This is a genomic window from Mesorhizobium sp. M4B.F.Ca.ET.143.01.1.1 (genome assembly GCF_004792275.1).
GTDB classification, from domain to species: Bacteria; Pseudomonadota; Alphaproteobacteria; order Rhizobiales; family Rhizobiaceae; genus Mesorhizobium; species Mesorhizobium abyssinicae.
Map to the genome: position 1 here is coordinate 133,300 of NZ_SRSR01000003.1, position 13,556 is coordinate 146,855.

A 13,556-nucleotide genomic window follows, 5' to 3' on the forward strand; every position below is an offset into this window, starting at 1 on the left:
GGAAAAGCGTTACACATTTTCCTGGAATTGCCCTAAGCGCCCGCCTGCTCAAGGATTGGCGACCTGGCATTGCTTGGCTCGAGCCTGATGTAGCAGGGGTTTGCTTCCTCCTTCAGCTTCTGCAACTGCACACGAGCCTTGGCGCGAAGCACGGGGTCGACGGGTTTGTCGGCCTTGTCCTGCACCGCGCTCAGGACCTTCGCGGCCTCGTCCATCTGCCGCAACTGCGCCAGGCTGCGGCCTAGGCCGTATTGCGCCCCGGGAAGGTCCGGATTGAGCTCCAGCACCTTGCGGAAGGCGTCCGCGGCCTCCGCGTGGCGACTTAGCGCCTGGTACTCGATGGCGAGCCTCGACCACGCCTTGAGCGACTGAGGGGCGATATCGACCAGCGTGGCGAAGGTATCGGCAGCCGACCAGTGGTCGCCCTTGGCTGCCAGCAATTGTCCCAAACCGTACAGGGTGCGGGAATGGCGGGGATTGACCTCGAGAATCTGGCGATAGCCGTTCTCGGCATTGGTCAGATTGCCCGCCTCATGGAACTTGGTCGCCTGCTCGAGCACGCTGCCGACGGATCTCGGGTCAAGCCGGTCACCGAGATTGCGACCAGTCCTGGTCTTGACCAGGACACAGTGGATGGCGGTTTCCTCGACGCCGTAGGAGTATTTGTAGGCCTCGTTGCCGCGCAGGAAGTCGTAACTGCGGAAGCCCTGCTCGATGGCACGGCGGATGCAATAGCCATGCAGCACAAGCCCCGACGGAATGTCGTTGGCGGTCTCGTCGCGCCCGGCGAGATGGAAGAGCATCGCCTTTTTGACCGGGTCGACCAGGAACGCCAGGCCGCCGAGCGGCTTGTCTGCCTGCCACAGGATCGGCAGGAACAGCGTGCCGCTCGCGAAGGCGTCCTTGAACAATATCCGATTGGACCGCATCAGGCCTGGGATCAGGTTGCCTTTGCGCGGCGCCCATTTGATGCGCCACATTTCGAGGATGATGCCGATGTCGCGGTCGATCGTCGAGGCGTCGGCATGGGTGATGCGAAACTCGTCGGAGCTGTCCAGCTTGCGCAGGAAGCGTCTGATCTTCTGTCTGGTGTTCGAACTCGTGTTCTGCTCGAGATAGCTGTCCCAATTTCCCGGCAGGGCAACGGCCGGGCAGATGCAATTGTCGACATTGTCGGTCTTGTTGACGCGCTGCATCCTTTGGGCGGTGAGCCGCTTGTCGACGAGATTGTCGAGCAGCAGGCGCCGCCTCTTGTCGGACATGCGCAGATTTTCGAGATGCAGCTTGGCCCAGTTCATCTTCAGCAGATGGCCGGCAAGCGCCGGGATGGCGCGTTCGGCAAAGCCCGGCGCGCAAACGATGCCGGCATAGTCGGCCGCGTAGTTGCCGGCCATATTGATTTCGTTGTGGCAGAAGCCGGTCTTCTTGTTCAGCCTGGTGCGCAGCCGCAATGGCAGCAGCGCGACATACGGAGTCCCTTTCGGTCCCGGCCGGGCCGCCAGCACCGACCAGCCGCCCTCATAGCGGCGGACATAGGACGACAGGAATGTCCAGGAGAGGAAGAACTGGGCTTCGGAATCCTTTTCGTAAAGGTCGTCCCAGTTCTGCCTGAGCCCGTTCAGGGCCTCCCTTGTCGCAATGACATCGATCTGCATGGTGCCCCCCGAATAATTCCTCTTTCCTTGTTGCTCACTGTTCCATGAAGGCTCTCGCCATGCTGTCGGCGATCGGCTTCGTCAGATAGCTGAAGAACGTCCTCGACTGGGTTTGCACGAGGATCTCGGCCGGCATTCCGGGCGTCGGCTGGAAGCCATGCACCCTCGCCAGTTCGCTTGCCGGCAAGCGCACGCGCGCCAGATAGACTTCCTTGGGCGTGGGGCCGCTCATCTCCGGCAATGCGTCGGCCGAGACATAGTACACCTCACCCTCCAGCACCGGCGTGGTGCGCCGGTTGAGCGCGATCAGCCGTATCGAAGCCTTCTGCCCGACCTTGACGTTGTCGATGTCGGTGCGCGGCACCTGCGCCTCGATGACCAGGGGCACATCGGAGGGGAGGATCTCGAGGATGGCCTTGCCGCTCTCGATGACGCCGCCGGCAGTGTGGTAGTACATGCGAATGATCGTGCCGGGCACGGGGGCGTTGATGGTGACGCGGCGAAGCACATTCTCGGCCTCCCGCGACTGCTCGCGCACCGCGTCCAGTTCGGCCTCCAGGCTCTGCAACTCCTGAAGCGCGGCCTGGCGATAGGCATCCTTCGTCTGGCTTATCTGCTGCTCGAACCTGACGATCTGTTCACGGTTCTCGGAGACTTCCGCCACCATCTTGCCGATCTGTCCGTCGGCGTCGGCCATCGCCCGCTGGATCGCCTTGACCTCGGTTCCGCGGATCAGGCCCTGGTCGAGTAGCTTTTGCTTGCCGAGGTATTCCTCCTTGAGGAATTGCAATTGCCGCCGGACCGACGAGATCTGCTCGTCGATGCCTTCGTTGCGGAATTCCATCGCCTTCTTGTTCTGGTCGAACAGCGCTATCTCGCTGTCGCGCTTGCGTTCCGCGGCCTCGAAATTGAGCTGCTGGCTCTCCATGATCGGCGTGATTTCCGGGTCGTAGCGGTTGTCGAGGACGATCGCCGGGAACTGGATGCTGGGGCTGCCCTGCACCTCGGCGTTCAACCGCGCCGAGATTGCCTCGAGCCGGGCCTTGCGCAGGAACAATTGCCGCTCGTTGGTCTGGGCGGCGGTTTCATCGAGCTTGATCAGCGGCTGGTCGAGGCTGACATGGTCGCCCTCGCTGACCAGGATTTCCTTGATGATGCCGCCCTCGAGATGCTGGACGATCTTGTTTTGCCCGGTGGCGACGAAACTGCCCTGGGCGATGATGGCGGACGCCAGCGGCGCCGTGGATGCCCAGGTGCCGAAGCCGCCGAAGGCCACGGTGATCAGCAGCAAGCCGACCGCCGTCTGCTTCCAGATCGAGCGCGGCACCTCGGAGTACCACTCTATGTCGTGAACTTTCGCGATGTCGGTCGTCATGTGATTGCCCGCCTACTGGATCTGGCCAAACGCCCCGCCTTCGATGCTGAGCCCGCGTGACGCCAATGCCTGCAGGACATCCTGGCGCATGCCGAACAAGGCGACGGTGCCGTTGACGAGCAGGAGTATCTTGTCGACGCTCTTCAGCAGGGATGGCCGCTGGGTAATGGTGATGACCGTGATCTTGTGCTCCTTGGCGTGCTGGAGAGCTCGTTCCAGCGCCGCGTCACCCGCCGAGTCCAGGTTCGAGTTCGGCTCGTCGAGCACGACCAGGCGGGGATTGCCGAAGAAGGCCCTGGCAAGGGCGACGCGCTGCTTCTGGCCGCCGGAAAGCGGCGCGCCGTCGGCGGCGACGAAGGTCTCGTAGCCGTGCGGCAAGGTGGAGATCATCTCATGGACGTCGGCAAGCGCGGCGGCCTGATAGATTTCGGCGTCCGTTGCGTCGTCGCGCATTCGGGCGATGTTGGCCTTGATCGAAGCGGGAAACAGCTGAACATCCTGCGGCAGATAGCCGATGTTCTCGCCGAACTGGCGCGGATCCCAGTTGCGCAGATCCATGAGGTCCAACCGGACGTTGCCTGATGTCGGCAGGATGGAGCCGACGAGCATCTTGCCCAGGGTCGTTTTGCCGGCGCCCGAATTGCCGATGATCGCAAGCGAGTCGCCCGGCGACAGTGCGAAGGAAATGCCGTTCAGCACCACCCGCTTGGTTCCCTGCGGCACGAAGAGAAGGCGTTCGACGTCGAGACGGCCTTCGGGACGTGGCAGGTTCAGCCGTTCGAAATTGAGCGGCGACGACTGCAGGAGCGATGCGATCCGGCCGTAGGCGGCGCGCGCATGCACGACCTGGTTCCAGCCCTCGATGGCGCCTTCGATCGGGCCCAGGGCACGACCGGCGATGATCGAGGCGGCGATGACCATGCCGCCGGTGAGATGACCTTCGATCGACAGATGAGCGCCCCAGCCGAGCATCGTCACCTGGGTCAGGAGGCGCACCGCCTTCGACAGCGAGGCAAAGACGATGTTGCGGTCCTGCGCGATCACCTGGGCGCGAAGGGAGTTGGCGGTGTCCTTGCCCCAGATCTTCACCGCCTCCGGAATCATCGCCATCGCATTGATGATCTGGGAGTTGCGCGACATGGAATCGAGATGGATGTTGGCTTTGCTCTGATGCGCGTTGGCTTCGCCGAAAGCGGCGGCCGTCGCGCGCTGGTTGAGCATCGTGATCATGAGCAGCATCAGTGCCGAGGCCGCGACGATGAACCCCTGATGCGGATGGATCAGGAACACCGCCAGCATCATGAAGGGAGCCATAGGCGCATCGAGGAACGACAGCAGGGTGCCGGATGTCAGGAAGGTTCTCAGCTGCTGCAGGTCGCCCAGGACCTGATATTCCTTGCCGTTGCTGTTGAGGGAGGCCCTGGCCGCGGCGCTGAGGATCGGCGCGCCCAGTTGGGCCGCGACCTCGACCGCCGTGCGCATCAGGATGAAGCGGCGAAGCGCGTCGAACATCGCCTGCAGCACGACGGCACCGACAATCACCACCGTCAGCATGACCAGCGTGTCGGCCGAGCGGCTGGTCAGGACGCGATCCGAAATCTGGAACAGGTAGATCGGGATCGCCAGGACCAGCATGTTGCAGGCAACGGTGAACATCATCACGATCGCCAGGTTTTTCCTGACCGCACTCAAACCGGCCTTGAGGGAGGCGCCGAAATCAACCGGTCCGAGGCGCTTGTGGAAGGCGCCGCTGCCGCCGCCACCGCCGCCCCGCCGGCCATTGTCGTCGCCGCGCGGGGGATCGCCGCCATCGGAGGTGCGCTCCCTTGCCACGATCGGACCAGTGTCGCCGTCTATGGTGATCATGCCTGGCGACTTGGGCACATCCTTCATTTCGGATTTCGATGGTTTTTCGGGCGTTTCCGGCACCGCCTTGGCTTGGGGGGCGGCCGTGCCTTGCGGCGCTGGTTGCGGCCTTGCAGCCGTCGGCGGCACTGTGGCGCCTTGCTTCTCGATCGGGGACGCGGCCTTGGGCTCGAGTCCACGCTGGGGCGGGGACTCCGGCCTTGCCGCCGCCGGTGCGGCCGTTGCGCCGTTCCTGTCGTTCGTCGATGCCGGCCTCGGCTCCTGCACCGGCTGTGCGGATCCGGGTCTTTGCGGCGCCGGCGTCGGCTCGGGAACGCGCGCCGGCGTGGAAGCAATGGCTGGAGCGCCGGCAGCGGTGTTCTGGCTCGAATGCCGCTCCTCAACCGGTCTGGCCGGTTGAGCGGAGGGTGCTAGGTTCGACCTGCCGGCCGCCGGCGCCGCCTTCGCGGCCGGCGCAGGTGACGGCAAACCGTCCGAGCGGGTTGCCGCCAGCTGAACTGGATTTGGCCCTGGCTCAGGCCGCTGGTCCTGGATGGACAGGGCGGATTTGACGGGGTCAGCCACCGGAGTCTTCGGTGCAGTAGCCTGCGGGCTCAAGGCCGGGGGCGCCATTCCCGCTTGCCCGGGCTGGCCGCCGCGCGCCGCCAAAGCAGGCACGACGGAAGGCGCTGATACCGGTGCCGCTGGCCTAACCTGCGACGCGGGGGCGGGCGCCGTCGCCTGTTCCCTTGTCGGCACGGCTCTTGGGCGTGCGGTCTCGACCGTCTGGCTGCCGGGCTGGGCTGGGGCCCGATCCTTTGCGCCCTCATGGGCCACGACGTTGTGCAGTTCGCCGACGACCGTGTCGATGGCCTCGATGGTGCGGTCTATGGCCCGCTCATGCTGCAGCAACGCGCTCGAAAGCGTCTTGCGGGGCATCTCGGAACCTGGTTTCGGCGATGCCTGCTCGTCCTCATGCAGGGTTGCCTCAAGGTCCTCGGCAAACGTCTCCCAGGACAGGTCGCGATCGTCGGTCATAATTTCCCCCCGGATCCCGGATCAAGCCAAAATCGTTTGCACGCCGTCGGCCTGAACATGGTCGGGCGTCGGGGCGATCGGATGGTCTACCTGCGCGGCATCGTCGGTGAGATCGTCGGCCAGGAAGGCGACCGCCTCGTTCACCAGCGCGTCCGGATTCTGTCCGCCGAGTTCCGGATCGCAGGAGATGATGTCTGCCTGGATCAGGATCTCGTGCGTATAGTGCTCGCCGCCGACATAGGTCTTGTCGGTGCCGTCGACGTCGATGATGCCTGCGAAGTTGGCCACCTGGTTGCCGCCGGTGGTGATCGTCCATTCCGCTTCGGGATGGGCGACGAGCTGGTTCATCGCCAAGGCCACCTGGTCGCTGTCGCCCAGGACGTTGGTCTGGGAGACGTATTGCATGTTGATCAGGTCGCCCGAGATGTAGAGCACCCGCAAGTGACCGAGACCGTGGAACGCCGGGTCCTTCAGGATGTCGCCGGGATCGTCATCCTTGCCGGCAGCCATGTCGTGGGCCGCCTTCAGGTAAGACGCGGGCAATGCCTCGAAGTGGTTCTGCCCGCCGACGTTGATGATCGTCGCGTCGTTCCAGAGCAGGTTGCCGGCGGTCGAGTACGAGCCGCCTCCCGACGTCTCGAATCCATCCACGGCGCCGATAAGATCGTTGTCGATCAGCAGGTTGAGCTGATGGATGATGTTGGCGTCATAGATGTTGCCGCCGATGATGATCAGGTCGTAGTAGTGACCCAACTCACTGATCGACATATCGTTTATCGCTGTGTTGTCGCCCGTGCTCACCATGGTCCTGACGCCCGACGAGGACAGGATCGAGGTGTCGTTGTCCATCATGAAGCTGTATTGCTGCAGCCAGCTCATGATGATCAGATCGCCGGTGACTTGCGTCACCACCCAGGCGGCGGGGAAACCGTCCGCGGGGGTCGGCGCTTCGTTGCCGGCCGAGGGGTCGATGTGCTTGAACGCCGCGATGTTGAAGCACGCGTCGGCGGCGTTGTCCAACGTCCAGCCGTTCAGGCTCGGGCCGGCCGCGTCGCTGTCGCAATAGGCGTTGATCTGAATGATGGCATTGATTTCATAGCTGTCTCCGACCGCGGCGACGACGGATGTCGTTGTCCAGTTGTTGGTCAGCACCGCGGAGTTGACCAGCGTGTTGCCGCCGGTGTCCAACTCGACGCAAGGGTTCAGCAAACCGTTGCCCCAGCCCGACATGAAGTCCGAGGAGTCCGGCGGCGTGTTGTAATCGTCCTTGTCGGGACCGTCGCTCGCGGTTTCGTCATCCTGCTGCTGTTCCTTGAGGATGTTGAGGTGGTCCCCCGCCTTCGGCGCGTCGGCCTCGTCGACCAGCTGACCGTTGACGTAGATGCCCGCGATCGGCCCCGAGGCCGTGTCCGGGTGCAGCACGAAGACGGTCGCGTCTCCGTCGAAACTGTCGGCATAGGCCGCTATCCGCTCGCCGGCGGTGATGACGGTGTTTGCCATCTCCTCGCCGGAGCCAGGCATTGCCAGATCGTCGAGCGGCGATGCTTCGGCCGCCTTGTTCATCAGGAAAGCCAGGTGGCTGCCGTCGTCGATCGCCGGCGTGAACGTCAGGCCGTGTCCGCCAGCGCTGACATAGTCGTTATCCGACAGGCGGATTTCCTGGTTGATGTAGGCCGCAACCGCACCCGGAGGTTCGATGTCAGGCAGAACCAGATGGCCGCCCGCTCCCGGCAGATGCGGGATGTGAAACAGGTGGTGGCCAGGGTGCAAAGGGCCGGCGTTCGGAATTTCGGGGGGCGTGTACCAGAAGCTCGAGCCGACCGTGTTCGGCACCAGCTCAGCCTTAAGTCCCATGTACGGAACATGCGGATCGAAATCGTCCAGCGTGTACGGCGCCTTGATGTTGATGTTCGTGTTGGGAAGATCGGGGGTCTCTTCCTTGACGGCCTCGGCGATCTTGAATTCGTCGTAGCTCTTTAGCTGCCGTGCCTCCTCGACCGAGATTTCGAACATTCCGATGAAATGCGAGATAGCCTCGGAGATCTTGTCCAATTGCATCGAATACACGGTAGCCTCCGTATCTTGAGATCATTCGCGCTCGGTCGGGGCGGCATGTCTCCCGGATTGGAAGGACCGCGCGGAAAACTCCGCGCAGTCCCAAGCTGTCTGATTTCCTGAGAAATCAGTCGTGTAGGATCGATCACGTACCGGTGTGGTCGCCGGCGTCCTCGCCAGTCAGCGTGTTGTGGTAGTCGCCGCCAACCACGGTCTGGTCGACCAGGTTTTCCTGCAGGTTGGCGCCCATCACGATCTGCTGGTTGAAAGCGCTGATGTCGATCAGGCCGTCGGCCGAAGCATGGCTGGTGCCGGTCACGAAGCCGTCATCGCCATTGTTCGAACCCCAGGTCCCGCCGTCGCCGCCGGCACCACCGTCGCCGGTATAGGCCGTGCCGCCAGCACCGCCGAGACCGCCGTCGCCAGCGTGGGTGAACCCACCCTTGGCGTCGCCGCCATAGCCATCGGCCCAGGCGCCGCTCAGCGCATGACCGCCGTCACCGCCAAAGGCCGCCGCGAAGCCGCCGAGGCTGTCGCCGCCGGTCGCCGCGCCGCTGGTGGCTTCGCCGCCGGTTCCACTACCGCCAGCTCCGGCACCGCCCGTGCCAGAACCGCCCGTGCCGCCAGCACCACCGGTGCCCGAGCCTGAGCCTGCGCCGTAGCCTGCGCCAAAGCCTGCACCGAGGGCATCGCCGCCATAGGCTTCGGAGTCGCCGCCGTCCGAATGAGCGTTGCCGCCGTCCGAGTTGGCATTGCCGCCGTCAGCGTCGGCACCGCCGCCACCGCCGCCGCCACCGCCACCGCCGCCGCCACCGGTCGCGTCACCGGCCGTGCTCTTGGCGTCACCGCCTTCACCGTAGTTCAGCAGCGAGAGCTTGCCATCGACGTCGAGGCCGTCGCCGCCGTCCGACTTGGCGTCGCCGCCGGTCACGTCGCCGCCATTGCCGCCATCGCCGCCATCGCCGCCATCGGCCTTGGCATCGCCGCCATCAGACTTGGCGTCGCCGGCATCCGCCTTGGCATCGCCGCCGTCTTCCGACTTCGCATCGCCGGCTTCCGCTGCGCCGACACCCAGGCCCAGGCCGAGCCCGAGACCGAGACCGAGGCCATCGCCGCCGTTGGCGTTGCCGCCATCGCCGTAGCCGCCCTTGGCGTCGCCGCCATCGCCGTAGCCGCCCTTGGCGTCGCCGCTATCGCCGTCGCCTGCCTTGGCGTCGCCGGCGTCGGCCTTGTTGTCGCTCTTGGAGTCGCCGCCGATGGCCGCGCTGAGCGCCAGGCCGCCCTTGCCGTCGCCGGCTTCGACGTCGCCGGACTTGGCGTCGCCGCCATTGCCGCCTTCGCCGCCATTGGCCTTGGCGTCATCGCCGCCGCTGCCGCCGCCGCCGCCGGCCGAGATGCCGTCGCCGGCTTCCGAATTGCCGCCCTTGGCGTTCAGATCAAGCTTGAAATCGGCGTCGTTCTTGACGGTCGCGTTGTCGAGCTTGTCGTTGTCATACATGTTCAGGGTCTGGTTGATGATCGACGCGGTGTTGGTTCCGGCGCCGGTCATCGAATTGTTCAGGATGTCCTTGAAGGTGACGTCGTCGCCAGGATCATAAGTGACGTTGCCGTCCTTGTTGTTGATCATGGTGTCGATTTTCATGTCGCCGTTGGCATAGATGTCGGCGAAGTCGTCATCCGAGTTCCCGAGCTCGCCCTCGAGCTTGACGCCAACGTCGACGTCGACGTCGACCTTGGTCTCGTTGACGTTCTTGTTCTCGTTCGAGTTCTCGTTCTTGGACTCGTTCGAGTTCTTGTTCTCATTCTCGTTCGAGGCCTTGTTCTCGTTCTCGTTCGAGGACTTGCTCTCGTTCTGGTTCTCGTTTTCGCTCTTGTTTTCGTTCTCGTTCGAGGCCTTGTTTTCGTTCTCGTTTTCGTTCTTGGCGTCGTTCGTGTTGTGGTTCGTGTTTTCGTTCTCGCCACCGCCGTCACCGATATCGAATTCGCTGTCGACGATCTGCAAGCCGAATGCATTGATATTATTCTTGTCGAGGTCGAGAGACATGATCGTGTCCTCTGTTGAGGCCGCGACCGCCGAACCGCATTCTTCTCTTACGCGGTTATTGGCCGTACGCGGACGTTGCGTCTAATGCGGTGAACGGATTCTCGGACCGAGGGGACTGAGGTCCGAAACCCGGCATTCCTCATTTGTTTGCTTGAATACCTCCCTTTGACTCCGGGAGAGGCGGCACAGCCAAGGCAACACCCATCGAGCGCCGGATCAGCACTGATCCGGTCGTTCAAACAGGGGAGACCTGGATGTTCCCCAATCCCGCATGGAACCCGAGAAGTTTGTGGCCACGGGGGTGTGATTGTAAGCTGACAGTTCGGCCTAGCCCGTCCGGCCGGGCTGCGGCGGAGGTGGCCAACAGGGGCAAAATGGCCGGATTTCGCCGCGAATCGAGGTCAAAACAGCCCTGTCGGGGCCAGCTGATCGGCGGCGAGATCGGTAAAATCAGCTATAGCTCGTCCGAACTATATCAGCGGCGCCTAATTTGGTGTATAAGTCATTAAGGCTAGCTGTTCGTGGGGTGGAGGCCCCCAACATCGCAGAAGGGAAAAGAACGAAAAATCGACAGTCTTGGTCTAGGGTGGGGTGGCAACCATGTCCAGAGTCAATTTGCGCAGCACCGTGGGTAGCGGTGCGGGAGACAGTTGGGCGCGCAGAATTCTTCTAACTGTTTCGTCTGAAGACAGCTTTCCGGAATGTCTCGTCTACGCAATCGAGAGGGAGTTTCCCTCCATCGTCGTGGAACAGGCTACAAGCCTGGACGCGGCCTGCGACACATTCGAGCATCCTGTTTGCCTGATCCTTATCGACACTGAATTCCTGCAGGATATCGATACGCATGCGGCTGCTTTCATGCGGTGCCATCCATCGGCGCCGATCGTGCTGGTGCAGCACGACAGCCGCGTTCCTGTTTCCATCCAGGACGTTCTCGATTTGAAGATCGTGCGCAGCGTCCTGCCCATGGATCTGAAGCTGGACGTCTGGCTTTCGGTCATCAGGCTCATGCTTCGCGGCGGCGAATACTTCCCGCTGGCGATGTTCCAGTCCTTCGCCAAGGGCCTTTCGGACCGGGCTCCGGATCATTCGCTGCAGATCGAGCAATCGGCGACGGACCGCGCGGGTTTCGACGAGATGGGTGAATTGACCGAGCGCGAGTTTCAGATTCTCGAAATGGTAGCGCGCGGTTTGCAGAACAAGATCATCGCGGCGACCCTCCGGCTGTCCGAGCATACGGTCAAGATCCATCTGCACAACATCATCACCAAGCTCGGAGCTCACAACAGGACCGAAGCGGCCGCCGTCTTTCATGCGCGCAAGGATACCTTTTACGGCGGCATGGAACGGTCGAGACAGCCGGGCATCAGCCAGTCCTCGGCATGAGGCGGCGATGCCCCGCTTCCAGGAGATACTGCTCCTCGTTGGCCAGTTGAACTATACATGGACCAACACCGAAAGCCTGCTGATCTATCTGATTGCCGGTTTGGCGAAGGTGGACAAGGAAACGGCAATCATCATCTTTCTGACGCTGAACACGACGCGTGCCCGTATCGAGCTGGTCGAACGGCTGGCCAAGATGCCGAAGACGGCCGCGGATTGCCGCCAGGCGGTGCTGACCGTCACCGGCAAGCTCACGCGCCAGGCAAAGCTGCGCAACAAATACAGCCATTGCATCTATTCATTCGACGAGAGCGGATCGCACGGAAGCACGCAGCTGATGCGCATCGTCGACGGCAAGGACGACGTCAAATACGGGAAGATTGAAGCGCTCGATGACAAGGAGATGGGCAGGATCCACGATTCCATCGAGGACATCAGGGCCATAAACAAGGACATCTGGTCCATCGTCGTGGACAATTCGTTCCCCAGATGAGGGCTGCTACCGGGTGAGGCTCGCGGCGGGCTGAGGGCTTCTCGCCAAAGCGGCGCGAAGGGCCAGCGCCTGGCTGTGGCTCGGCTCCAGTTCAATGCAATTGTCCAAGCTTGCGAGCGCGTCCTCGATACGGTCGAGCTTTGCCAGCGCGAGGCCGCGATTGTAGTGCCCGGCAGGGACGTCGGGCCTGATCTCGATCGCCTGGTTGATCTGCTGTTCCGCCTCGCCGTATCTGCGCTGCTGAAGGAAGATCACGCCGAGCAAATAGCGGACGTCGAAGTGCCTGGGCTCGACGTCCAGGATCTCGCGATAGATCTTTTCGGCCTCGGCCAGGTTTCCGGCCTGGTGCAAACGGGCGGCCACACTGAGCGTCTGCGGCAGCAACGCTCGTCGCGCGGCATCCAGCTGTTCGAGCAACTGACGTGCTCCGGAATGGGATCGGTCGGCGCTCAGGATCTGTCTGCAGGCGCGAACGGCCCCGTCGAGGTCGCCCGCCTGACGCAGTGCTTTTGCCCGCGCAAGCACGACGGGCAGGCTTCGCCTCTCCAGGCTGTCGCGGAGATTACGGCGCGTGGCGGTGCTCACGAACAGGCATTCGACCTTTCGCTCGAGGCCGCCGAAATCATATTTGTAGGCGAAGTCCCCGGTCTGCAGGTCATAGACGGCAAAGCCGTTCTCGATGGCCCAGCGTATGCTGTAGAGATGAAGCGCGAACCCGGGCGCTGGCTTCCTGATGCTGAGGTCGCGTCCGTTGAGCATGCCGATCAGGGACCGGTTCTTGCGATCGATCAGCGTGGCCTGGACGCCGATCGGGTTCTCGCCCTGCCAAAGCACGGGCAGGTAAAGGGCATCGTCCTCGAAGGCGCATCGCAGCATGTTGCGGAAATTGTTGATCATCGCCTGGGGCAGGCCAGGGTGATATCGCGCCGCCAGCTTGGCGCCCCACTGGTTTTCCCAGAACTGAAGCAGGATCCGCAGGTCGCGTTCCAATGTCGCGGCGGTAACGTCTGTCACACGGTATTCGGCCGCATCGTCGATCGCCCGCAGCGTACGCCGCGCGGTCTTGCGTGTCGCCGCGCCGAGCCTGTCGTTGAGGAATTCTTCCCAGTCGCCGGGCAGGTTCACATAGACATAGATGTCATGATCGACGCCATCTCCGTCGTCCGGTCGCCTGACCTTGCCGGTCAGGAATGCCGGGGCGGAAAACTCGCTCAGAAAACCGTTCAGCCGCCGCGGCGACATAAAGATGTTCTCGAGATGCAGCTTGGCCCAGTTCTGCTGCTTCACCGTTTCGGCGAACGCGACGATGACGTCGTCCTGAACATCGGGATTGCAGAGGAAGCCGCTGTATCCGGCGAAATAGCCGCCCCCGGTCCTCAGTTCGTTGTGGAACGCGCCGTCGCTGGCCCTTTCGGTTCGAAGCTGAAGCGGAAAGAACCCGACATAGTCGGATGAATCATCCTCCCTTGCAGCCAGAACGAGCCATTGATAGCGAAGCCGCTTGAACCAGCCTGCTATCCACAGCCACGACATGAAATACTGAGCTTCGGGATCCGCCGCGTAGACGGCATCCCAGTTGCTTCTCAGTTGGACGAGCGTGTCGAAGCCGTCGATAACATCCACGCGCATGGCGCCGACCTTTGCTCCAGGAGCGTCGGTAAACGGGCA

The 13,556-nt window shown here is 62.9% G+C and carries 9 protein-coding genes; 3 read left to right on the forward strand and 6 right to left on the reverse strand.

The window, feature by feature from the left end:
• Positions 1-32: 32 nt before the first annotated feature.
• Genes EN786_RS08125 through EN786_RS08135 form a run of 3 tightly spaced genes read right to left on the reverse strand, consistent with a single transcriptional unit; the run spans position 33 to position 5,163 of the window.
• Positions 33-1,655, reverse strand: a complete 1,623-nt coding sequence (locus tag EN786_RS08125) for a GNAT family N-acetyltransferase (protein WP_127285473.1) — start codon at positions 1,653-1,655, stop codon at positions 33-35.
• A gap of 34 nt (positions 1,656-1,689) precedes the next feature.
• A complete protein-coding gene (locus tag EN786_RS08130; protein WP_127312154.1) occupies positions 1,690-3,030 on the reverse strand; it encodes an HlyD family type I secretion periplasmic adaptor subunit in 1,341 nt (446 codons plus the stop codon).
• Between the two features lie 12 nt (positions 3,031-3,042).
• Positions 3,043-5,163, reverse strand: coding sequence for a type I secretion system permease/ATPase (locus EN786_RS08135; RefSeq protein WP_246688725.1), 2,121 nt, complete (start codon positions 5,161-5,163; stop codon positions 3,043-3,045).
• Here EN786_RS08135 and EN786_RS38530 point away from each other — a divergent pair.
• On the forward strand, positions 5,060-5,296 hold the full coding sequence (locus tag EN786_RS38530; protein WP_189340667.1) for a hypothetical protein: 237 nt from the start codon (positions 5,060-5,062) through the stop codon (positions 5,294-5,296). The genes EN786_RS08135 and EN786_RS38530 overlap by 104 nt on opposite strands.
• Positions 5,297-5,934: 638 nt before the next feature.
• Here the strand turns inward: EN786_RS38530 and EN786_RS08140 are convergent.
• A complete protein-coding gene (locus tag EN786_RS08140; RefSeq protein WP_128276134.1) occupies positions 5,935-7,980 on the reverse strand; it encodes a type I secretion protein in 2,046 nt (681 codons plus the stop codon).
• Positions 7,981-8,113: 133 nt separating this feature from the next.
• The gene (locus tag EN786_RS37640; protein WP_189524276.1) at positions 8,114-10,012 is read right to left on the reverse strand and encodes a hypothetical protein; all 1,899 of its coding nucleotides are present in this window, start codon (positions 10,010-10,012) and stop codon (positions 8,114-8,116) included.
• Between the two features lie 600 nt (positions 10,013-10,612).
• Here EN786_RS37640 and EN786_RS08155 point away from each other — a divergent pair.
• Positions 10,613-11,398: a response regulator transcription factor gene (locus EN786_RS08155; protein ID WP_245478120.1), complete on the forward strand. Its 786-nt coding sequence runs from the start codon at positions 10,613-10,615 to the stop codon at positions 11,396-11,398.
• 7 nt (positions 11,399-11,405) lie between these two features.
• Entirely contained in the window at positions 11,406-11,888 is a 483-nt protein-coding gene (locus EN786_RS08160; RefSeq protein WP_127308976.1) for a hypothetical protein, read from the forward strand.
• Between the two features lie 6 nt (positions 11,889-11,894).
• Here EN786_RS08160 and EN786_RS08165 read toward each other — a convergent pair whose 3' ends face one another.
• On the reverse strand, positions 11,895-13,517 hold the full coding sequence (locus tag EN786_RS08165) for a GNAT family N-acetyltransferase (RefSeq protein ID WP_127308975.1): 1,623 nt from the start codon (positions 13,515-13,517) through the stop codon (positions 11,895-11,897).
• Between the last annotated feature and the right edge of the window lie 39 nt (positions 13,518-13,556).

Coding starts and splice junctions, on each gene's coding strand:
- EN786_RS37640 (WP_189524276.1), bottom strand. CDS start 10,012: ATGTCTCTCGACCTCGACAAGAATAATATCAATGCATTCGGCTTGCAG.
- EN786_RS08155 (WP_245478120.1), top strand. CDS start 10,613: ATGTCCAGAGTCAATTTGCGCAGCACCGTGGGTAGCGGTGCGGGAGAC.
- EN786_RS08125 (WP_127285473.1), bottom strand. CDS start 1,655: ATGCAGATCGATGTCATTGCGACAAGGGAGGCCCTGAACGGGCTCAGG.
- EN786_RS08160 (WP_127308976.1), top strand. CDS start 11,406: ATGCCCCGCTTCCAGGAGATACTGCTCCTCGTTGGCCAGTTGAACTAT.
- EN786_RS08165 (WP_127308975.1), bottom strand. CDS start 13,517: ATGCGCGTGGATGTTATCGACGGCTTCGACACGCTCGTCCAACTGAGA.
- EN786_RS08130 (WP_127312154.1), bottom strand. CDS start 3,030: ATGACGACCGACATCGCGAAAGTTCACGACATAGAGTGGTACTCCGAG.